Source organism: Paenibacillus alkaliterrae (assembly GCF_021532375.1).
GTDB lineage: Bacteria > Bacillota > Bacilli > Paenibacillales > Paenibacillaceae > Pristimantibacillus > Pristimantibacillus alkaliterrae.
This window is the reverse complement of the sequence record NZ_JAKGAP010000042.1, coordinates 45,559-67,945: the sequence shown is the minus strand read 5'-3', so window position 1 is coordinate 67,945 and position 22,387 is coordinate 45,559. Positions and strand designations below refer to the sequence as shown.

General features: G+C 45.1%; 19 protein-coding genes and 1 pseudogene. 2 read left to right on the top strand and 18 right to left on the bottom strand.

The window, feature by feature from the left end:
- Positions 1-579: 579 nt before the first annotated feature.
- The 6 genes from L1N85_RS17490 to asnB form a co-directional block, all read right to left on the bottom strand.
- A complete protein-coding gene (locus tag L1N85_RS17490) occupies positions 580-1,371 on the bottom strand; it encodes a ThuA domain-containing protein (protein ID WP_235240355.1) in 792 nt (263 codons plus the stop codon).
- A gap of 322 nt (positions 1,372-1,693) precedes the next feature.
- A complete protein-coding gene (locus L1N85_RS17485) occupies positions 1,694-3,316 on the bottom strand; it encodes an anti-sigma-I factor RsgI family protein (RefSeq protein ID WP_235240354.1) in 1,623 nt (540 codons plus the stop codon).
- Positions 3,317-3,369: 53 nt separating this feature from the next.
- Entirely contained in the window at positions 3,370-3,942 is a 573-nt protein-coding gene (locus L1N85_RS17480) for an RNA polymerase sigma factor (protein WP_235240353.1), read from the bottom strand.
- Between the two features lie 372 nt (positions 3,943-4,314).
- Complete coding sequence (locus L1N85_RS17475) at positions 4,315-5,529, bottom strand: carboxylate--amine ligase (RefSeq protein ID WP_235240352.1); 1,215 nt, start codon at positions 5,527-5,529, stop codon at positions 4,315-4,317.
- Between the two features lie 43 nt (positions 5,530-5,572).
- Positions 5,573-6,637 carry a C39 family peptidase gene (locus L1N85_RS17470; RefSeq protein WP_235240351.1) on the bottom strand — a complete coding sequence of 355 codons (1,065 nt, stop codon included), beginning with the start codon at positions 6,635-6,637 and terminating at the stop codon, positions 5,573-5,575.
- Between the two features lie 37 nt (positions 6,638-6,674).
- A complete protein-coding gene (gene asnB / locus L1N85_RS17465) occupies positions 6,675-8,522 on the bottom strand; it encodes an asparagine synthase (glutamine-hydrolyzing) (RefSeq protein ID WP_235240350.1) in 1,848 nt (615 codons plus the stop codon).
- A gap of 165 nt (positions 8,523-8,687) precedes the next feature.
- Between asnB and L1N85_RS17460 the strand changes: the two genes are divergently transcribed.
- Positions 8,688-8,900, top strand: coding sequence for a hypothetical protein (locus L1N85_RS17460; RefSeq protein ID WP_235240349.1), 213 nt, complete (start codon positions 8,688-8,690; stop codon positions 8,898-8,900).
- Positions 8,901-8,982: 82 nt separating this feature from the next.
- On the opposite strand, the gene L1N85_RS17455 is transcribed toward L1N85_RS17460, so the two are convergent.
- From L1N85_RS17455 to L1N85_RS17445, 3 genes and pseudogenes are all read right to left on the bottom strand, one after another.
- Positions 8,983-10,269, bottom strand: coding sequence for an MATE family efflux transporter (locus tag L1N85_RS17455; RefSeq protein WP_328285238.1), 1,287 nt, complete (start codon positions 10,267-10,269; stop codon positions 8,983-8,985).
- A gap of 335 nt (positions 10,270-10,604) precedes the next feature.
- Positions 10,605-11,341: pseudogene (locus tag L1N85_RS17450) on the bottom strand (metal ABC transporter solute-binding protein, Zn/Mn family); the annotation flags it as partial.
- Between the two features lie 63 nt (positions 11,342-11,404).
- Entirely contained in the window at positions 11,405-11,740 is a 336-nt protein-coding gene (locus tag L1N85_RS17445; RefSeq protein ID WP_235240347.1) for a hypothetical protein, read from the bottom strand.
- Between the two features lie 144 nt (positions 11,741-11,884).
- Here L1N85_RS17445 and L1N85_RS17440 point away from each other — a divergent pair, with 144 nt between their 5' ends.
- Positions 11,885-12,892 carry a CobW family GTP-binding protein gene (locus tag L1N85_RS17440; RefSeq protein ID WP_235240346.1) on the top strand — a complete coding sequence of 336 codons (1,008 nt, stop codon included), beginning with the start codon at positions 11,885-11,887 and terminating at the stop codon, positions 12,890-12,892.
- Positions 12,893-13,053: 161 nt separating this feature from the next.
- On the opposite strand, the gene L1N85_RS17435 is transcribed toward L1N85_RS17440, so the two are convergent.
- The 9 genes from L1N85_RS17435 to L1N85_RS17395 form a co-directional block, all read right to left on the bottom strand.
- On the bottom strand, positions 13,054-14,814 hold the full coding sequence (locus L1N85_RS17435; protein ID WP_235240345.1) for an ABC transporter ATP-binding protein: 1,761 nt from the start codon (positions 14,812-14,814) through the stop codon (positions 13,054-13,056).
- Between the two features lie 66 nt (positions 14,815-14,880).
- Complete coding sequence (locus L1N85_RS17430; protein WP_235240344.1) at positions 14,881-15,243, bottom strand: metal-sensing transcriptional repressor; 363 nt, start codon at positions 15,241-15,243, stop codon at positions 14,881-14,883.
- A 199-nt stretch (positions 15,244-15,442) separates the two neighbouring features.
- The gene (gene cobO, locus L1N85_RS17425; RefSeq protein ID WP_235240343.1) at positions 15,443-16,006 is read right to left on the bottom strand and encodes a cob(I)yrinic acid a,c-diamide adenosyltransferase; all 564 of its coding nucleotides are present in this window, start codon (positions 16,004-16,006) and stop codon (positions 15,443-15,445) included.
- Complete coding sequence (locus L1N85_RS17420) at positions 15,969-17,405, bottom strand: cobyrinate a,c-diamide synthase (RefSeq protein WP_235240342.1); 1,437 nt, start codon at positions 17,403-17,405, stop codon at positions 15,969-15,971. The genes cobO and L1N85_RS17420 overlap by 38 nt, the downstream gene beginning before the upstream one ends.
- Positions 17,402-18,466: a cobalt-precorrin 5A hydrolase gene (locus tag L1N85_RS17415; protein ID WP_268818340.1), complete on the bottom strand. Its 1,065-nt coding sequence runs from the start codon at positions 18,464-18,466 to the stop codon at positions 17,402-17,404. The genes L1N85_RS17420 and L1N85_RS17415 overlap by 4 nt, the downstream gene beginning before the upstream one ends.
- 40 nt (positions 18,467-18,506) lie before the next feature.
- On the bottom strand, positions 18,507-19,301 hold the full coding sequence (cobM, locus tag L1N85_RS17410; RefSeq protein ID WP_235240359.1) for a precorrin-4 C(11)-methyltransferase: 795 nt from the start codon (positions 19,299-19,301) through the stop codon (positions 18,507-18,509).
- A complete protein-coding gene (gene cobI / locus L1N85_RS17405; protein WP_235240358.1) occupies positions 19,301-20,017 on the bottom strand; it encodes a precorrin-2 C(20)-methyltransferase in 717 nt (238 codons plus the stop codon). The genes cobM and cobI overlap by 1 nt, the downstream gene beginning before the upstream one ends.
- 4 nt (positions 20,018-20,021) lie before the next feature.
- On the bottom strand, positions 20,022-21,275 hold the full coding sequence (gene cbiE, locus L1N85_RS17400; protein ID WP_235240340.1) for a precorrin-6y C5,15-methyltransferase (decarboxylating) subunit CbiE: 1,254 nt from the start codon (positions 21,273-21,275) through the stop codon (positions 20,022-20,024).
- Positions 21,268-22,371, bottom strand: a complete 1,104-nt coding sequence (locus tag L1N85_RS17395; protein ID WP_235240339.1) for a cobalt-precorrin-5B (C(1))-methyltransferase — start codon at positions 22,369-22,371, stop codon at positions 21,268-21,270. Before L1N85_RS17395 ends, cbiE begins: the two co-directional genes overlap by 8 nt.
- Positions 22,372-22,387: the final 16 nt, after the last annotated feature.

Sequence of the window (22,387 nt, the reverse complement as noted above, 5' to 3'; positions counted from 1 at the left end):
TGTGTAATAGACGCGCTCTCTATTACATCGGGCAGAGAGGGGAGACTCTAAAGTTTTATTCCGGCTATATTCTTAATTTTACACTCGGCTTTACCACATTTTGAATAAAATTTCTTTTTGTCTATAGAAGGAGGTTTCTTTTCCGTTAAAGAATCGTAATAGCCTCCCGTTATTCCATAAGGTAAATCCATATATAACCTCCAATTTTTAACGGTTAAGAGTAAAATAGAACATTGGTATAGATATTTTGTTCTTTTTTGAGTACTGGATTGGGAACAAGGTTTATTCCATCTGTCAGAGAAAGAAATCGTTCCCTGCTCTCTAATTTAATCAAGAGGATAAAAGGATTTTACTTTGCCTCCTAAAGTTAACCACACTTGTACCCTTTTTCCACCAACTTAACCGTTCGTTGAAGATATACTACGACGGCATAACGAAGGTTAGGAAACGGACAGCCCAGACTTAATCTGGGCTGTTGCTTTACTGGTAATCAGCGCATTTCAGAAGTAACATTGTTTGAATCCATTACGCCATCCTTGTATCTTCGGATTTAACCATACCATATGCTCTGCATATGTTTTAATTTACTTGGCAATCGCCTTTTTTTACTCCCGCAGAATATAAAATCCCACCTAATAAATGTTTCAAAAATAAAGGTTCGGAGTAGCTCTCCTTGGTATGACCTGCACCGGTAAACCAGGATCGTCCATTTTCATAGGTGCGACACCATGTAATCGGATGATCCTCCCCCATTTCTCCTCCCGAGTATGTACTCTCATCCAAAGAAGCTAGAACATGAACTTTACCTCTTGGATTCGTCCGAAAGTCAAACCATTCGTCTGTGCGTATCCATTTTACAGGGAGAAATGAAGTCGACGGATGCTTCTGATCTTCTACGAGGATCGTCGCTTCTTGAATTGGCGGGTGACTTTTGAAATAAGCACCGACCAGTTCCCCGTAGAAAGGCCAATCATACTCGGTATCACTGGCAGCGTGAATGCCAACATAACCGTTTCCTGTCCGGATATATCGTTCAAATGCCGCCTGCTGCGCATCATCCAGAACATCGCCTGTTGTATGTAAAAAAATTACCGCACTGTATTGTGCTAAATTGTCATCATTAAATACAGCAGCATCCTCAGTTGCATCCACAGCGAAATTGTACTCATTTCCCAATTTGCGAATCGCTGCTATTCCGTCCGGAATCGAGTCGTGGCGAAAAGTAGAAGTCTTCGAAAACACAAGCACCTTAAATGATGTTTTTGGTTCAGCTCTATCCATACCCGTAAGCGAAAGGAAGAATAACACTGAAACACTAATTAAAGCACTGACCAGCAAGCAATAACGCATTACAGATTTATATTTTCCCATTTTGTTTCTCCCCTTCTTTAATATTGATTTTCAGTTATGTTTCCCAACTTCAATTGTGAATACTCTATTCAGAAATCGGAAATGGAGTATACTAACGATCTTGGGGGATACCTTACATAACCGTAAAAGGAAGGGCGCATTTTTAGTAAAATCAAATATTTGCGAATCGCTGCTATTCCGTCCGGATTCGAATGCGATTATACTGATAAAATCATTGATTCGTTTTGGGATCGCGATGTGCACTACTCAAAAATGAAGAAAGGCCCTCAAAATATGAGGAGCCTTTCTAGACAATTTTACAAGTAATACTTCTATTTTGTTCTTAACGATCTTCATCCTCAGAACTCTCATCGGACTCGTCTTCAGAACTATCCGCATCCGCCGAGCTAGATTTTTCATCAGATTCAGAATCGCTTTCGGCTTCTTTATCACTAGCGTCGGCAGACAGGCTTTCATTTTCCGATGCTACTGGATTAGCGGGCTTATCCGTTCGCGAATCGGCTTGATGATCCTCATTGCCGTCCTTATCGTCATCGTCGTTAGATGTAGCTTTGGAGAAAGAATCCTTAACGTTGTCGGATTCGACATCTTCTGTTGCCTCTGTAGCTTCTTCATTTTCTTCTGTTCTCTCGGAATTTTCTGCGTCGCTCACAGCTTCTTCAGTGCTCTCCGAATCTGCGTCGCCCGCAGCTTCTTCTTCAGCGCCCTCGGAAGCTTCACCTTCTAACAAATCATCCAAGCTCTCGAGGGAAGGGTCGGCTTTCATAGCAGCTTGCAACTTTGCCATTGCTTCCGATTCCGTCAGGCCTTCCTCAATAAGATCGATGAGCGCCGATGTAATGGTTGTTATTTCTTCAAGGGAAGGGTCCGCCTTCATCGTTTCTTTAATAAGGGTAGAGGCCGCTTCTTCTGAAATCCCTTCTTCAATCATATCGATATGGGCTGCAGTCAATGTTGTAATCTCTTCAAGCAATGTTTCTTGTTCGATACCTTGCTCAAGAGCTGCTTTAATGAAGGCCAGACTTAGCTCCGGATTGGCTCCCGCATCTTTCATGTCAATCATTGCGGCTATGATTGTCGACAATTCTTCAATTTCTTTATCCGCTGCTAATGCATTTTGCAGCAAAGTGAATGCTTGTTTTTCGTCAAAACCGGCTTCAAGCATATCTCCCATCGCGGAGCCAATCGTATCCAACTCTTCCAAGAAAGTGATTTTATCCACACCTTCCATATTGGACAATAGGAGAATTTCTTGGATAGTTTCCTGCGAGACGTTCGCTTCAATCAAATCAATATAGGCGGAAGGAAGAGCGCCTTCTTTCAGCGCAAGCTCAAACAGCTCGTTGGAAATAACGACCGTTTTCACTTCATTAGCCTGATTTGCAGTTGACAGACTGGTGCTGATCGCTTGCTTAGCTTCCTCAGTCAGTTGATTCAACAATTCTTCATTTATGTTATCTTCTGCAGCCCGGAACGACAATACAAATTTTTTGTCCGATTTGACAAATCCCAGTTCTATCGTTTTATCTGTGACCAATTCTAATGCTTCTCCTACCTCGTTGCCGATAAGCTCAAGCCCATCCACCACGCTTTTGGCATCTTCGTTCAATGCCTCTACCTCAATGACTTTGCTCTTGTTATCAATAGTAAATTGTAAGGCCGGGTTAACTTGCAGTGTAATGTAAGCTGAGGCTTGTGATCCTGTGAACAAGAATGAATATAATATAAACACTAGGGCAATGGAAAGAACCGGCACGATCACTTTTGTATTTTTTAATAAAGACATCCAAATCACTCCCGAATTTTTTTCAAAAGAAAATCCTTGTTTCCTTTTTTCATATAAATCTTTTTGAAGCACCTGTTGTAACTGAGACTTGTGACGAGTCAAATTCACCTCCGGTTTTTCCAGTTTTTCCAACGGATCAATCCAATCGTTTTTTTTCATTATTTTCACCTTCTGATCGTTATAATGACGTTCGAATAAAAAGGTTGCATTTTTTAAGAACTATTTCGCATATTTTTTAGCTTTTCTACTCCTCGGTGGAGCAAAGACTTAACGGTCCCTTCCGCTTTCCCGAGTATTTCGCAGATTTCCTTTAAAGATTTCTCTTCAAAATAACGTAGAGATAATACTTCCTGATATTTAATCGGTAGTTCAGCTATTTTTTGCCGGAAGAATAAAAATTGCTCATGCTTCTCAAGCTCTTCCTGGGCCTGAACCACTTCTTCCTCTAAGTTGTAATCCAACATAGGTTCCCGATCCGTTCGTGCTAGCATGAGTTCAAAAGATTCGGCCCGATAACGCGACTTCCGATAATATTGTTTCAATTCATTATTGGCTATTCTATACAACCATGCTGAAATAGGAATGTTCCTCCATTGAAACAACCATAGTTTTTTAATTGCCTTGTAGAAAGTTTCACTAACGATGTCTTTTGCAATTTCCACATTACCGGTACGACGTACAGCATAATTCAAGAGGAGACTATAGTACTCTTCGTAAAGAAGAGAAAAGGCTTCCGGATTCGTTTTGGCTTTATGAACAAGTTCTTTTTCTTCATCTAATGTCACGATGATTCCTCCATAAATGTCGTTCTTACCTCATCTTATTCGACATGATCACCCGTCACGAGTTTCTTTTCGTGGCCCCGACCAGTAATAATTACACAATCATTCTCATAAGCGAACTCTATTGCTCTAGCTTCTAGACCATCCGGATTATGGGCATAAATAATAATAATGATCCGAAACTTCTGGTCCGTACGGATATCTTGGAATCTTCCTTTAACCCCATCAAAAGATACCAGACTCCTCCTAATATTGTCCAGAGCTATATTTTCCTTGGATCGGTATTTTTTGTGGAACTCGTGAAGATTTGATTAAAAAGTAAACAAAAGAAGACATCTTGTTTCAGATGCCTCCTTTTCCATAATAGCGTCAAGCTTACCATTTGTTATTCTTGTATTTACGATAATAATTTACCTGACGGGCAAACAAAAAAAACTTCCGTTTAAAATGATGGTCATGTTTATAAAATAACGGATTGCCGTATTTTCCTTCTTTGATCAAACGGTTTGCATCACGCCGAATGTCAGCGTTTTCTACAAACTTGCGCAGCACAATTTTAGGAACGACGGTAAATAAGTAATCCTCGTTTAAATAGGTTAGCGGTTTTTCTTTTCCATAAATGAGATCGTCAACGAGATATTCAGCCATATTATGTCCAAGCGCCGTAACATAATAACTGGATCTGCCTTGCCGAATATTCACTTCAAACACTTTAAATTTGCCGTCACGGGCATCATATTTTAAATCGAAATTCGCAAAACCTACATAGCCCACTGCTTCCAAGAAGTGCTGTAGTTTTTCCATCATCTCCTTATTATAGCGTGTGATCAATGCTGTGTAGTTCCCTATTGCCGTAACCGTATGTTCTTGAAGCACCACTTGAGCGAATGTGACGAGTTGTGTTTTTCCTGAAGAACTGGCATAAATAACAGAATCCCACATGTACGTATCATCCCCGGGAATATAATCCTGGATAATCAGCTCTTCTTGGTAACCGCTTGCTATTATTGTTTCTACTACTTTCTGGAGTTCTTCTGCTGAATCGACTTTATATACTTTTTGCTGCCCGACAAACTTGTGTTTATAATATTCAATACCATTGCTTGGTTTTATGATGATTGGGTATGCCAGATTTTCAGGTAATGGCGCAGATTCACTACAATCATAAAAATATGTAGCCGGTGTATCAATTCCATATTGTTCACAAAGCTTATAAAAATTCGATTTAACCTGCAGCTGATTCATTAAAGATTCTTTTATGTAATTAAATACATAATGCTCTTTCAAGACTTCTTCATTTTCAATAATCAAACGAACATATAAATCATTTGTGCCTACTAAAAGAAGTTTTTTATTCGAAGATGCAAGTGTAGCTGCCACATGTTTGAGAATCCCGACAAAATGTTTGTTGTCTGCCAAAGCAGGATATATTTCAATCTTTTCGATTATTGAACTCAAAGTTGTAAAAGGTAATTGATCCTTGCCAATTAATATTGGCTTAATGCCGTATGCTTCATGAAAAGAGATAGCCATGTTATAGGCATTAATATCCGTTCCAATAATAATTGGTAAAAAAGGTAATTCTGACACGTTGCACGCTCCTTGGTTTATAGTTCTCGTGACTGCGGTTTAGTTAGATATAGGTAACAGCCTGATGGCCCATTTGTTCCCAAGCTTGCTGAAAGGAAGAAATGTTAATTTTACGGTCCTTCTCATTGGCCAATGGATCATTAAAGTAAACGTAATTCTCGTCATAACCTGTCAATAATACGGCATGCTCCTTGTACGTAATATCTACTGGACCGCTCGGTGTTTGCCATGTTTGAAACTTGGAATCGGGAAGCAGTGCGAAAGTCGTATTAGCTATGACCCAAACTGGCTTTCCAAGCTGGAGTGCGTACAACATGTCTTCGAATGTTATGCCTGTCATATCCAAAATACGGTCAGGTAAATATTGTTCACCCAACTCTTTAATCGGTCCATGATAAACGGCGTATCCTGGCTTGGAGTACGATGTCATGTCGCCAACGAACCCATCGTATGGATTGCCAAAGTATACAATACCATTTTCTTTCCTATAGGGCGTAGGATCCTTCTTCACTCGATCCGCTAGTTCCATCTTGCCAACCTCTATGCCGGCATGCTGAAGCATCATGGCGAGACTCGTGACCTCGCAGCCTCTTTCCAATTCAGGCAATTGTGAGATGAGCGGTGCATCAATCAGAATCGATTCTACCGGAACACTGTCATATGCCCAGACCATGCTTTTCGACTGGTTATGATATACATATGAATGGGAATATGTTTTAGCGTAAACGACGGCCTCTGCATAATTATCGAAATCGAGCAGAAACTTATCATTTTGATAAACCGTAAATTCCTTGAAATTATTCCACAGTATTTCGGTATTGTCCCGTCTGATAACGTAAGCCTTCGCGAGGTTCGTTCCTGCGTTTATCGCATCTTCCAACGTTTCATGCTCGGAATGCGGTTTCTTTCCGTCATTGAAAACAAGAAACGGCTTCTCGTTCTCCGGAATAGCAGGTTGTTGCTGATGAGTTTGTCCTTCAACTTGTGTTTGGTTAGAACGATGATCCTCATTTAAGGAAAATAATACAATCCCAATTGCAGCTAGAACAACGATAAACAAAACCAAGTTAACCATGTATATTTTATTTCTTGCCTTCGATTTGCTCATTCTCTTACTCACCTATATCCGTTTAAAATCGTACTGATTATAGATCTTCAAAAAACTTTTTATACCATACGAGGAAAACATAAACGGTCCAAATGTATCTCGCATGATTTTGTTTTCCTGAGTAATGGGCGTCCAGATAATTCATTAGTTCGTCGGTATTAAAAAATTGCTTTGCCCGGTCGGATAGAAACATCTCCTTAACGAGCGTATAATACTTTTCTTCTCTTAGCCAATGCCGTATCGGTACAGGGAAGCCAACTTTCGGTCTATTCGCCCATTCATCTGGCAATACTTCCTTTGCCGCGGTACGCAAAGCAAATTTGGTGTTGCTTGGATGCACGCGAAGGTTCGTAGGTATTTGTGTTGCCAATGACATAACCTTTTTATCTAAAAAAGGCACCCGCATTTCCAAGGAATGAGCCATGCTCATTTTATCCGCTTTTAAAAGAATATCGCCAGGCATCCAGAGCTTAAGATCCAAATACTGCATTTTCGTTACATCATCTTTGTTATGCACCTTATCATATATTTTACTTGTAATGCTCTGAACAGACGGTCCGTTCTTATAACCATCCTTCAACACGTTTAATGCATCTGCCTCATCAAAAACTTTAGCATGTCCAATAAACCTCTCCTCTACCCGTTGTCCGCCTTTTACTAAAAATGACGAGATTCGGTTTCTTGGCAGTTTACCAGATACTTTTGACACTATTCGTCTTAATACAAAGGGAACCCGCTCATACTTCTTCATAGCAGGCGTAGTATCATACCAGTCGTACCCGCCGAAAACTTCATCCGCGCCTTCTCCAGAGAGCACGACGGTGACATGCTTACTCGCAAGCTCCGCCAAAAAATATAGAGGTAATGAGGATAAATTGGACTGAGGCTCATCCATATGATACTGAATCGTTGGCAACAGATCAAAGCATTCATCCGCGGTAACCAGCTTTTTATGATTTTCGATGTTCAATAGCTCCGATAAGTCTTCCGCAAGATTCGTCTCGTTAAATATGCCTTCATAATCCTTAAATCCGACGGAAAATGTTTTGTTAGGCATTAATAAAGCGGTAATATAGCTGGAATCAACGCCGCCAGATAAGTAAGAACCGACCTTCACGTCACTGATTTTGTGATATTCGACCGATTCTCTTACTGTTCCGTTAATTTTTTCTACATAATCCTCTAGACTGCCATGCACCTCCGCAAAGTTTGCATCCCAGTATGGTTTTATTTCAAGTTCCCCTTTTTTGTAGATCATGTAGTGACCGGGCTTCAGCTTGTATACGCCTTTGAAGAACGTTTCGTCGAGCACCGAATATTGAAAGGTCAGATAAGGCTTCAGCGCATTCTTATTCAATTCCTTAACAAACGCAGGGTGCTTTAAGAACGATTTAATTTCGGAACCAAAAATGAAGGAGTTATCCGTTGTATTTTGAGTATAGTAGAGCGGTTTAATGCCAAAGAAATCTCTGGCTAAAAACATCGTTTCATTCTTCTTATCCCATATCGCAAAAGCAAACATCCCTCTAAGCTTCTGCAGGACATCGACGCCATACTCTTCATATGCGTGGATAATGACCTCACTGTCTGTATGACTTATGAAGACATGTCCCTTTTCCAAAAGATCTTCCCTAAGTTCTTGATAATTGTATATTTCTCCGTTAAATACAAGAACGCAGCTTTTATCTTCATTAAACATCGGCTGGCTGGCCTCTTCGGACAGATCAATAATCTTTAGACGCCGAAAACCCAAGGATAGTTGTCCATCCGAGTAAACGCCCCCGCTGTCAGGACCTCTATGAACGATCATATCCATCATTGATTGGATTGTTATTGTTTGATCAACATCTGAACCGCAATTTGCAAAACCTACAAAACCGCACATTTATTGAACCTCACTTCATCTTTATTTATTATGAATGGTTTTCCGGATTAAAATATATAATCCTAATCCTTGCTCCTTTCATTGTACATGAAAATATTCGATGATTCTTCACTTATTCTTAAAAAATTAGGGTTACAATAGACAGTGTGCAAGGAGGTCAACTATATGAATAAGCAAAATACAAGAGACCGGATAATACTGTTATTATTTACGCAAAGTGTTCAGCTGCAACGTTTGGTTCAAGATCTATTCGACCTTGCCAGCATGGAGCAACAATCATTTTCGCATAATTTTCAACGTACGTCCATAGATAAAGTCATTGATGACACTCCTTATATAGTACCTGACTGGTTTGGAGTTCCCGTGAGTGCCGTATGACATTATCGTAACATTTTCTCCTCAAATTATTCAAACTTAATAAAAGAGACATCCTTTATGGCCAGGATGTCTCAGGTATTGTTTACGTATGATGACGAAAAAGTGTTGTGAAACGCCAGAAAAGGAAGAGTGCTCTGATAATCAAATCAACCAGAATGGATAACCAAATACCCACAATACCCAAATCAAGCTGAACAGCCAATATATAAACACCGGCAACACGAATGACCCACATTCCGATTGCCGTGCTGTACATAGGACTTTTCGTATCGCCTGCGCCTTGTAAAGCACCCGTAAGTACTAATCCGACCGCTAGGAAAGGCTGTGCAATGGCAGAAATTCGAAGTGCAGCTGTTACCTTATCCATGACGTCCGTTTGATTCGTAAACCATGAAGCAGCAACCGGCGCAAAGATAAACATGAGAACGCCTGCGACAGACATTAGCAAGGCAGCGATACCCGTACTTATAAGACCGTACGCAAATGCGTCTTTTTTTCTGCCAGAACCTAACTGCTGGGCGACAAGCGTTGTTGCCGCTACCGCAAATCCATATCCTGGCATATAGGAGAAGATTTCAATATTGCCCGCAATCATATGTGCAGCATAAATTTTCGTTCCCAGTCCGATAATAAGCCCGAAGTAAAGCACTTGCCCTAATCGCATAATCAATCTTTCAGCGGCCGCAGGGCCGCTCAACCGAAGTAAAGGCAGTATGTACTCATTTGATTGCATACTTTTTAGAGAAAAGGACAGTGATGATTTTCGTATATAAAAGTAGAGAGCAACGGTTCCCAACAATCTTGAAATGACGGTGGCATAAGCTGCACCTGCAATGCCCCATCCCTCCCAAGCAAATAAACCGAAAATCAATACATAATCCAGCCCCACGTGGATGATATTCATCCAAATACTGACTTTCATCGGTGTCTTCGTATCCCCCGCAGATCGCAGGATACTTCCGAAAACTGTCATAAGCGACATAAGAATCGAAGGTACGGCAATGATTCTGAAATATACAACCCCATCGACGATCACATCGGCTTCCGCTCCCATTAGCCTTAACATTGGCTCTGCGAAGAAAAGAGATAAGATTCCGAATAAGAGGCCAGCTAATATGGCGAGCCACGTCGCTTGACGTGCAATCGATTGAGCCTTGGCCAAATCTCCTGCGCCAATGCTTTTGCCTATAAGAGAGGAGCAGCCTACACCTATTGCAAGGAAAATGGCCAAATAGACAGCAATTATCGTATTGCTTACTCCTACCGCCGCAACTTCTCCCAGCCCTAATTTTGCTACGAATAACGTATCTACGAAACCTACAATGGTTTGAAGAAAATTTTCTATTACGGCTGGAATACCTAGCGCCAATATGATCTTTACTTTCTCTCGAGCATTCGTGTCCTTCAGAGGAACAGTCGCGGACATTTAGCTTCACTTCCTGTACATGAGGTAGAAATATGCTTCTTATTATATCCCCCTAGGGGGGATAATTCAAGAAATAATATAAGAAGATTCACCTCAATTATTAAATCCAATTCCAAAATATAAAAGAGCCAATCAGAAATGATTGGCTCTTTTATATTTATAAATTTCAAAACGAATTTAGTTTGAGTGACATTCATAAGCGTCAGCTTTCTTCGTAGATGATGCTTCGTACCGGACAAATTCCATGTCGCCATTCATCGCTAAGCCCCTTTCATCAGCTATTCGTTTAATGCTTTCTTCAAGGCTTCCAGGTTTTTGGTCATAATGCCGATATAGTCGAGATTGTCCTTCTTTTCCTCGTCCGTCAGCCCTTCTAGCGGATTAAGCACGTCCGTTTTAGCTCCGATCTCATCCGCAATCGTCTGAGCAATCTTCGGGTCGACGAGCGTCTCAAAGAAAATCGTATTGATCTCATGCTCTTTCGCAAACGCAACAACTTCCGACATTTGCTCTGGAGACGGCTCCTGTTCCGGCGACAGCCCCGCAATCGGAACCTGGGTCAGACCATATCCTTAGCGAGATAGCCGAATGCTGCATGTTGGGTTACAAACTCGGTATGCTTAACGTTTTGAAGTCCGGATTTAAAGGCAGCATCCAGTTCTTTCAGTTTAGAAATATAGGCATCCGCATTCGCCTTGTAAGCAGCCTTATGCTCCGGGTCAGCCTTCTCGAATGCTTCCTGAATCGCAAGCACCTCCTGCTGCGCCAGTACCGGACTTAACCAAATGTGGGGATCGAGGCCGGACTCCTCTTCCTCATGACCTTCTTCCTCATGGCCTTCTTCTTCATGCTCAGACTCTTTGCTTTCCATCAGCTGTATTCCACCGCTTGCTTCTACCACAATACGCTTATCATTCGGTGCACTCTCAAGTGCTTGCTCTGCCCATCCTTCTACAATCCCGTTATAGACGAATATATCAGCTTCTTTAATTTCAGCCATATCCTTGGCGCTTGGCTAATTAGGCGGGTTAGAACTGTTAGATACATTCCATAACGGATTTAACAAATGAAAATACACTTAGTGAATCAATACGATTTCAACGGGCCCGTGGTCATCACAATGATCACCATGAAGATGATGCAGTCGACCATTTACTAAATAATCCATATGATCATCATGGGGAACCATTTCATGACCACAGTCTATTTCGTGGTCGCAACCACAAGTCAAGGGATTGCATTCAGCTGGATTCACATCACTTACCGGAATTTTGCATTCATCCCAATGTCCTTCATGTTCTCGATGCAGGTGACCGTTGTGAACATAGTCTATATGATCTTCATGACGGATTTTGGTATGTCCGCAAGCAATGCTATGGCGGTGTTCATGCTCATTATGGACATGATGTTCCATTTCATCCCCTCCTTTCCAAATTCAATTTGCCCTACTCTTCAAAAATTGATTCATATTCTCACTCTTTGACAAATATTATTGAACCTTCTATACTTATTAATAGTAAAACTTACGATTAAAAATCCCGTAAAAGGAGTGTCGCTTATGTCGCAAGCTGTAGAAGCTGATCTGCGCATTCCGGTTACCGTATTGACCGGATTCCTTGGAGCAGGCAAAACCACCCTGTTGAATCACGTCCTTACAGCCGATCACGGTCAGAAGATTGCGGTAATTGTGAATGAATTTGGAGAGGTTGGAATCGATAATCAACTCGTCGTAGGAGCGGATGAAGAGATTTTCGAGATGAACAATGGTTGTATCTGCTGTACGGTCCGGGGAGATCTTATCCGCATTCTCGGTGAGCTGATGGATGCCAAGAGAGGTGCCGGTGATTCGCGTAAAGCTAACTTCGACCGTGTGCTTATTGAGACAACAGGCTTGGCCGACCCGGCCCCTGTAGCCCAAACCTTCTTCGTAGATGAAGAAATGGCAGAGTTCTACAAGCTGGATGCCATTGTAACCGTCGTCGATGCGAAGCATGCTGACCAGCATTTGGATGATGGTCATGAAGCGCAAGAGCAAGTCGCTTTCGCCGATGTACTTCTGTTGAACAAGACGGATCTTGTCACGGAGAATGAGCTTAAGAAACTCGAGCATCGCCTGATATCCATGAACCCTGCAGCCAAGCTATACCATACCCGGCAATCTCAAATCGATATTAACCATATTCTAGGTATCGGGGCATTCGACCTGGAGAAGAAGCTAGAGCTTGACCCCGGCTTCCTTGAGGAAGAGGACCATGATCACGATGATGATGTCTACTCCCTGTTCTTCCGTGAGGAACAGCCGCTTGATCTGGCGAAATTGGAGCGGTTCCTGCAGGAGTGGTTGACGGATCATGGCACCGATACGTTCCGTTACAAGGGTGTCCTTCATATTAAAGGGGTCAAGCAGCGCATTGTGTTCCAAGGCATCCACATGTTGTTCAGCTCCTACCCTGACCGCGACTGGAGAGAGGATGAACAGCGGGTCAGCGAGTTCGTTATTATCGGCAGAAATCTGGACACGGAATGGTTTAACGAACAATTTGCAAACTGTGTAGCCAGTTCGTAAGGCTTTTCACAATAGTGTGCAAACGAAAGTAAAGCCCGTTACCGTTCAGGTAATACTCGGGCATGTGATGCGAAAGATCTACAAGGATTTAGCGTAACGCTTTCTAAACAATATATAAAAAGGAAGAGCGCTAAGCTCTTCCTTTCACGTTTTGAGAAGCTTTAACTTACGGGGTCGACTTCTTTCAGGTTCTGTACATTAAACAAACGGGCATATCCCCCATCTTTCCTCATCAGTTCTTCATGAGACCCCTTTTCTTTAATTTCCCCATTCTCAATGAGTACAATTTGATCCGCATGCGTAATCGTTGACAGTCGGTGTGCGACAATCAAAGTCGTTCTGTCTTTAGCCAATCTTTCAAGAGATTCTTGAATTAAATGCTCAGACTCCAAATCAAGGGCGGAGGTTGCTTCATCAAGAACTAAAATCCGCGGGTTTTTAAGAAATACTCTGGCAATGGCAATCCTCTGCTTTTGTCCCCCTGACAGCTTTACACCCCGTTCTCCGATTTCCGTTTCGTATCCGTTTGGCAGGTTCAAAATAAAATCATGTGCGTTAGCGGCTTGAGCCGCCTGAATGATTTGTTCTTCGGCAGCATCAGGATTTCCAAAAAGTATATTTTCACGTACGCTGCCGCTAAATAAGATATTATCTTGCAAGACCATTCCAATCTGGCTTCGCAAGCTTTTTATGGTTATATCCTTGATATCCGTATCGTCTAACCGAATGCTTCCTTTCTGGATATCGTAAAATCGTGGGATTAAACTGATTAACGAGGATTTGCCTCCCCCGCTCATCCCTACGAAAGCGATCGTCTCACCTGGACATATGCTCAGTTGAAGATTGTTTAAAACCCAGCCGGCAGAAGCCTCATACCGGAAATTGACGTCGTTAAAATCAATTTTCCCTTTTACATCTGCTATCGGTTTCGCTTGCGGTGAATCCACAATATCATAAGGTTCATTCATGAGTTCAACCACCCGTTCCAAGGAGGCGCTTGCCTGCGTCAATTCTGTCGAAGAATTAACTAAGCGGCGAAGCGGACTATATAGCCGATCCAGATAGGCAAAAAATGCGATAAAGGCACCTAACGTAATATTCTCTTGTATAACCTGATAGCCTCCATAAAACAGAACCAATAAAGGAGCAAAGTCCGTTAATGTATTGATGATGGCGTTTGTCAATGCATTCCATTTGGTCAAAGCTAAAGCTCGTTGCAGAAAGTGCCGGTTTTTCCCGTCAAAATTTTCTTTTTCTACTTCCTCCAGCGTGAAGCTCTTGATGACTGGCATTCCGTTAACCCGCTCAAAAAGATAGCTTTGAATATTCGCCAGAGCTTGTGACCTAGACTTTGTATAAGCCTTCAACCTTTTATACAGCTTTTTGACGGACAAAGCATAAAAGGGAAATACCGCTATAGAGACCAATGTTAATTCAAAATCCATATAAAACATGAATACTAAGGCAATGGACAGCGTGAATAGATCCAGCCATACATTCATCATTCCGGTTTCCACGATGCTCTTTGTTTGTTCAGCGTCATTAATCATCCGGGATATGATTTCACCGGTTTTATGATTTTGATAATACCTTAAGGATAGCTTTTGAATATGCACAAACAGACGATTGCGAAGATCGTATAAAATACGGCTGGTTATTAATTGAGCAAAGTATTGTCTGAGGTACTCTATTGGCGCCCTAACCACAACAAACAGTGCAGCAGCACCCAGCATGACATAACTTAATTTTTCGATTTTTACATCTACAGGGATTGGGTTTAGCAATAAATCGTCAACAACATATTTCATAAGAAGAGGCAGCGTCAACGGTATACCAAATTTAATCATCCCAATCAATAACGTGACGCATACTAGCTTCCAATAAGGCTTTACAAATGTAAAATAGGTTTTGAAGCTCGACATATGTTACTCCTTTTATAACCTCATAGATCTACAAATTAAACATGATGGTACAACGGTCTGCATCTGCTATCTGATGTAGTTATTCAGGGCTTTATTTAAGTCAGCTAACACTTGTTCCTGATTTCCCTTTTGAATCGCATCGACTACACAACCTTCAAGATGATCCTTAAGCAGCAATTTTGCAGCGTTATCCAAAGCCTTCTGAATAGCAGCGATTTGCAGAAGAATTTCGGAACAATCGCGACCGGATGCTGTCATCTCCTTTGTAGCTCTCATATGGCCTTCGATACGCGCTAAACGGTTAACGATCTGTTTTCGATGCTTATGCTCATGAGTATGCTCATGCGAATCATGCACAACCGAGGGTACACTTTTATTTGCCTCTCTATGTGAAGATGCATGTTTCTTGTCATGATGATCAACTCCCATTCCAATAACCTCCTTTTGATATAATTTATCCCCCTAGGGGGGGTATGTCAACATGAAACTATCGACATACAATGTGGAAGGGTGTGTTTATCAATTGATTCGGACATCATAATTGCCCCTTCAGTTTATTGTAACCATGGTTACAATAAACTGAAGGGGCCCTTTTTTTTGTAAAGGCTATGATTCAAGCCGCCGCCCATCAATATTCAACGCCCAATACAGCCGGAACGCCTTCATCATAGTAGTGTTTAACGACTTGAATCTCGGAAACGAGGTCGGCTTTATCCATAATCTCTTGTTTCGCTCCTCGGCCCGTTATGACAAGATGGAGATAGCCTGGTCTGCGGTCGATTAGCTCCAGTACCTCCTGCAGAGGCAAGACATCGTCAATGGGAAACTTCTCAATGGCTAACGCATTATTAAGCTCATCCAACACAACGACATCCCAATCCCCGCTCATCACTTCTTCTTTGGCGATTGACCATGCCGCTTGGAGAGCCTCGCGATGCTCCTCCGGTGTTTTTGTCCATGTGAACCCAACACCGAGCTGACGCATCTCAACACCCAATTTGCGAAGAGCGATTTGCTCACCGTAGGTTCGCTGCGGGGATTTGATAAACTGTAAAATAAGCACCTTATAACCCCGGCCTACGGCTCGAACGGCCAGTCCAACCGCAGCCGTCGTCTTCCCTTTACCGTTGCCCGTATAAACGAGTGTATAGCCTTTACGCTTCAGTCTCCGGTCTTGCTGTTCCTGTTCCATTAGCGATACCTCTTTTCTTTTTGCGATACTCGTGACATATTCCGACCCACCTTGACGCGGCGTCCGGGTTGGAAGCGAAATGAACATGCGTGTACCCCGCCAAAATATTGCCGCTGCAGTAGCCTTCTTTCTTGACGCCCCGTAAGCCCGTAGTCTCGTAAGCATAAGGATAAGTATCGCTGTTGTCTGCCGTCAGCGTTGAGTAATGAAATTCATGCCCCCGCATGCGTGAATCTTCAGGCAGAAGCAGGCTGTCCTGTATCGCCCTTACTTCCCGGTAACCGAGCGCTGCTAGCTTAGGCTGCATTTCCACGATCGCAGGAATGATGCCTGCCATTGGATAGGTCTGTCCGGAGCGGTCCTTAATCGAACGGCACAAATACATGTAACCCCCGCATTCGGCGTAAATCGGCATGCCTCTTGCTGCGAGCGTAAACAAATCATCCTTTAAACGGATGTTGTCAGCCAGCTTCGCCGCAAATTCCTCCGGGAACCCGCCTCCGAAATAAACGCCATCGGCATCCGAAGGAACCGTTTCCCCGGCTAGCGGACTGAAGTAAATGACCTTTGCTCCGCAATGCTCGAGCATCTCCAGGTTTTCCAGGTAGTAAAAGTTAAACGAAGCATCGCGCGCGACTGCTATAGTCGGACCGGAGTCCCTTTGCGACGCCAACAGCCGCTCTACCGGTAAAGCTAAAGCAGGCGCATCATTCGCAAAGGATAATATACGGTCCAGATCAACCGTCGCTTCCACCTGCTGCGCAGCAAGCTCGAACAGCGGATTCAGCTCGCCGCGTTCTATCGCCGGAATAAGTCCAAGATGCCGTTCGGGAATATCCAGCTCTTCATTGCGGCCAAGCCAGCCGACAACCGGTATCCCGCATTCTTGCTCAATGGCGGATTTCACGATACGGTAATGACCTTCGCTTCCGCATTTGTTCACGATGACCCCGGCAATCCGGGCACCTTCGTCCAGCTTTTGAAAGCCCATGACAACAGCCGCCGCGCTGCGGGCCATACTCTGAACGTTGACCACAAGAATAATCGGGCAATCCAGCAGTGCGGCAATATGTGCCGTCGAGCCTTCATTGCTTAACGGATTTTTGCCGTCATAAAGGCCCATGACCCCTTCGATAACGGACACATCGGCACTATCCGAGCCTCGTATGAAGATTTCCTGCATCGTCTCATGGGGCACCATCCACGTATCCAGATTACGTGAGGCTCTGCCCGTAACGGCGCTATGATAAGTCGGATCAATGTAATCCGGACCGCATTTAAAGCCTTGTACTTTTAGCCCTTTGCGTCCGAGCGCCCGCATGATTCCGATAGTGAGCGTCGTTTTTCCTACTCCGCTTCCGGTTCCGGCTATAGCAAAACGCGGGCGATACGAGTTCATATTCCGACCACCCCGGCTTCTTCGGCAGCAGGAATACGTGCGACAGAGATCGTACAGTTGCCGCTCTTCTTCTTTTCCAGCAGCCAGTCCGCCGCACCGGCGGAGAGCAGCGCAGCCGGTTCGCTGACCCCATAAGCGCCGGTATAGCGGTAGACGGTCTCCGACGGATTTTTAAGCGGAATTGCATTCAGTTGTTCCGGTGTATACGTTACAAACTCCCAGCTATACCTCTTGCAAACATCCAGCAATCCTTGTTCATCCTTCTTCAAATCGATCGTCGCAAGGCTGCGTACGCTCTTTACAGACAAGCGCAGCTCGTTCAAAGTATCCAAAATGACGGCTTCGATTTCTTCCGGCGGCGTTCCCCGATTGCAGCCCATGCCAAGCACCAGGCTTTTGGGACGATATAACACGCCGTTGCGAAGCAAGACTGACTCCTCGTTCGCATCGAGCAAGCGATCCGTGACGACAAGCGCAGCGTCAAATTCCGTTTTCATCGCCTCATCCGCTGAACCATATACACGGATAGACGGCGGTAGCGGCTTATCGTACATCCACCAGTTTTTCTCCCCTGCCTCCTGAACGACGGCCACCCGCTCCTCATTTACGACTGAAGCGCTGACCGGCGTCGCTTTCTCGAAGCTTTCAATGACCCAGCCGAAAGAGCGGCCAAACATATCCACGGGAATCGTCTGCTGCACATCGGAAGCCGTAGTAATAACCGGACGCGCCCCTATCGCCTTCGCCACTTCCCGGGTAAGCTCGTTGGCCCCTCCCAGATGTCCGGACAACACGCTGATCACATGCTCGCCGCGGTCGTCGATCACGACAACCGCCGGATCCTTTTTCTTATCCTCCAGAATCGGCGCGATCATCCGAACTACGGCACCTAAGGAAATAAATAAAATAATGCCGTTATAGCTCTTGAACAGCTCGGGAAGGATGAGCTTAACCGAGCCTTCAAATAGATGGATATTTTTGCCGAACTCGTCACCGCGGGCAAACTTGCTCATGTAGTACAAATCCGATGCCGGGAATATATCTGCAAGGCCTCGAGCCATCTCAACGCCGTGCTTCGTTATCGCCACGACAGCGTATGGCTTATTCACTTGCCTTCACTCCCCTTCTATAACCGTGCGTGAACGTTTTATCATAAAGCTTGGAGCGATGCGCATCCCGGTCCGTGATGGTCGGATCAAGCGACCAGCCCGCCAGTATCATCGCATGCATGCGGATTCCAGCTTGCCGCATGTCCTCATCCAGCTTATTCAATGTCGTACGGACAATTTTCTGATCCGGCCAGGTAGCACGCTGAACCACCGCCACTGGCGTGTTCTCGGACCAGCCGGCCTCTATAAATTCCTTCACTACCTTTTTTGTCAGCGTGGCGCTGAGGAACAAGGCCACCGTGCAATGATGGGAAGCCAGATCCCTCAGCTTCTCACGTTCAGGAACAGGCGTCCGTCCCTCGGCGCGCGTCAGGATTACCGTTTGCGTCAAATCCGGTACGGTCAATTCCGCACCCAGTACGGCGGCTGCCGCAAATACGGAGCTGACCCCGGGAATGATCTCGTAAGAAACTTCATTTTGTTTAAGCAAAACAAATTGCTCCAGCACGGCACCGTACATCGATGGATCGCCCGTATGAACTCTCGCTACGCTTTTGCCGGCCCGTACCGCTTGCACCATGACATCTACCATCTGCTCCAAATCCATCCCGGAGCTTTGCAGCACCTCGGCATGCTCCCCCGCTTGCGCAATCAGGTCATCGTTAACGAGCGAGTCGGTATACAAGACGACATCAGCCTGCTGCAAAATTTTTAAACCTTTGACTGTAATGAGGTCCGGATCGCCGGGTCCGGCTCCTACGATATAAACCTTCGGTTCCAACGCCATCATTTTCTCACCGCCATTAACGTCAAATATTCAAGCTCATATCCCTTCAACACGCGGACATCGCGCCAGACCGTCTCATAAGGGGATGTCGCCTTCGTCACAACGGACGCTTTGCTCGTTAGGTCGAGCTCTTCCAATAAATCGATCATCATATCGATGACCTTGGCCACCTTAATAAAAATAACCGTATCATGCTCTTCGATCGCTTTCTTCATTGCAGCCCTGTCGTCCGTTGCAGGAATAATTGCAACCTGCTCATCACCGTCTGCAAGCGTAATGCCAAGCTGCGCAGCCGCTCCCAGCACCGAAGAAATGCCTGGCACGGTGCGGATCGGAACCTCGGGGTGAAGCTCATTCATGAGACGCGCCATATGAATAAAGGTGCTGTACAGATTCGGGTCTCCTTCGGTTACAAAGGCAATGTCCCTTCCCTCTTTTAATTGCTCCCAGCATAGGGCTGCCGTCTTGTTCCATTCCTTCCCGAGCACGGCCGGATCCTTGGTCATCGGAAAGATCAAGCCAAGCATTTCCTTCTCGGCAGGATTCACATACAGCTCAACGATTTCGAGTGCATACGACTTGCCGCCCATTCGCTTCTTGGGATAAGCGATAACCGGGCACTCCTTCATCAAGCGAAACGCCTTTACCGTAATGAGCTCAGGGTCACCGGGTCCAACGCCAATCCCATAAAGCGTTCCTGTTCTCGGTATATTTATCACGTTAATTGCTCTCCTCTGTTGTCGTTTTTTCCTCGGCTTTAAAGCCTGTAATGACGTAAATCGGATTCAGCCCTTCGAACCTTGTCATATCCAAAATCGGCTTGCTTCTCGAAATCTGAACAAGCGTCACGCGGGCCTCGAACCCTTCTTCCTTCAAGGCGCGGCAGGAATCCGTCAGCGTTTCGATCGTTGCCGCGTTAATGACGAAGCGTCCTCCCGGACGCAGTCTGCCGCAGCAAATCCGAATAAGCTCGCGAAGCTCGCCTCCGCTCCCGCCTATGAAGATTGCATCCGGGTCCGGCCATGCATCAAGACCGTCGGGCGCTTTCCCGTGCACGATTGTGAAATCAGCCCGAAACTTAATACGGTTCTGCTGAACGTTCTCCATATCGCCTTCATTTTTCTCGATGGCAAACACTTGCCCATACGGAGCGAGCCGCGTGCTCTCTACGGCTACGGACCCCGAACCTGCGCCAATGTCCCACACCACGCTGCTCGAATGAATGTTCAGTTCGGATAAGCTTAAGACGCGGACCTCTTTTTTCGTTATCAAGCCCTTCTCCGGCTTACGCTGATGAAATTCCCCGTCGTCGAAGCCGAAGCCGGTGCGCACCGCATAAGCCGCCTCTTGACGATAGCGAAGAATGACAATATTAAGCGGGGAAAAGGCCCCTCCCGCCATATCCTCTAAGGAATAGAAGCCGCAGCGTTCCTGTTCGCCGCCTAAATTTTCCGCAACGAAGGCTTCATATTCCCTCATATTAAATTGCAATAGATACGAAGCTATCGCAGATGGCGAATTCGTATCATCCGTCAACAGCGCCACTTTCGATTTGCCGTCGATGCGCTGCGCCAAGCCTTGCAGCGGACGTCCATGCACGCTCTCGAGCGCTGCGTCCTGCCAGCTTTCGCCCATTCGGGCAAAGGCCAATTGCAAGGAACTCAGGTTTGGATATATATCAACAGCCTCGCGGCCAAGCTTGGCAACAAAAAAACCGGCTATGCCGTAAAACATCGGATCGCCAGATGCGAGCACAACGACCCGCTGATGCCCGCGCATTTGCGCAACCTGTGACACCAATTGAGATAAACCGCCTTTTATAACAAGCTTCTCCCCTTGAAACTCAGGAAAGAAAGCAAGATGTCTCTCACCTCCAACCAGCACCTCCGCAGCCTCTACCAATGCTGAGGCTGCGCCGGGCAATCCATGTGCACCATCGTCGCCAATGCCAATAATAGCTATTCGGTTACCCAACAATTTCCACCCTCCCCAATACGTCGCCCTTCATCGTGACCAATACCGTCTCCACAACCATTCCCCCGTCGACATGGCTCACGGCGTGTTCCGATGCGTATTTGCACAATAATTGAAAATAGGTTTCCAACCCGGCTTCGATTGCCAAATCCGAAGCATGCGATGCCGTATTCGCTCCTAAAATAGCATCTCTCAGCGCATCATCACCACCGGCTTGAACGGCCACACCCGCCAGAAAATTCAAATCCACCGGCGCGCTTTTGGAATGCACCATCATGACGCCTTGCGCCACCTTTGAAAATTTCCCCATCATCCCGATGAGGCTTACCCTTTCCATGCCAAGCCGCTTGGCATGCTTTAATGAAAAGCCTACGAAATCACCCATCTGTACAAATGCTTCCTCCGTGAGCTCCGGAAGAAGCTTCATCGCATATTTCTCGCTGCTTCCGCCGGTAGTGAGCACGATATGCTTACAGCCTGTAGCTTTGGCCACCTGGATGGCTTGTACGATACTTGCTTTATAAGCAGAGGTAGAGAATGGAACAACCGTACCCCGGGTTCCGAGGATTGATATCCCGCCTAAAATGCCCAGTCGGGAGTTAAGTGTTTTCTTCGCAATCTCTTCTCCGTCCGGAACCGAAATGACGACACGGACACCGCGATCCACCTCATATTCATTAAGCACCTCCTGCACGGCGCTAGTAATCATTCGTCTAGGCACAGGATTAATCGCAGCTTCTCCGACCGGGACAGGAAGACCCGGCTTTGTCACCCTTCCAACGCCGATGCCGCCGTCCAATTCGATACCTTCGCCGCCGCTCCACGTTACCGTACATATAATTTTCGCTTTGTGCGTGGCATCCGGATCATCGCCGCCATCCTTGATGGTCGCGCACTGGGCCATGTCCTGCGTCATCTCGCATTCTATTAATTCGAAGGTGTGAAAAAATCCTGCCGGCAGCCATATCTCTGCCTGCTCCACTTTATTTTGCGTGATTAGCATCGTTACCGCCGCTTTAGCGGTGGCTGTCGCGCATGCCCCTGTCGTATACCCATGGCGAAGCGGTTGTGCTTCCGTTTCGACATCGTCGCTCATGCCGTCATCTCCTATT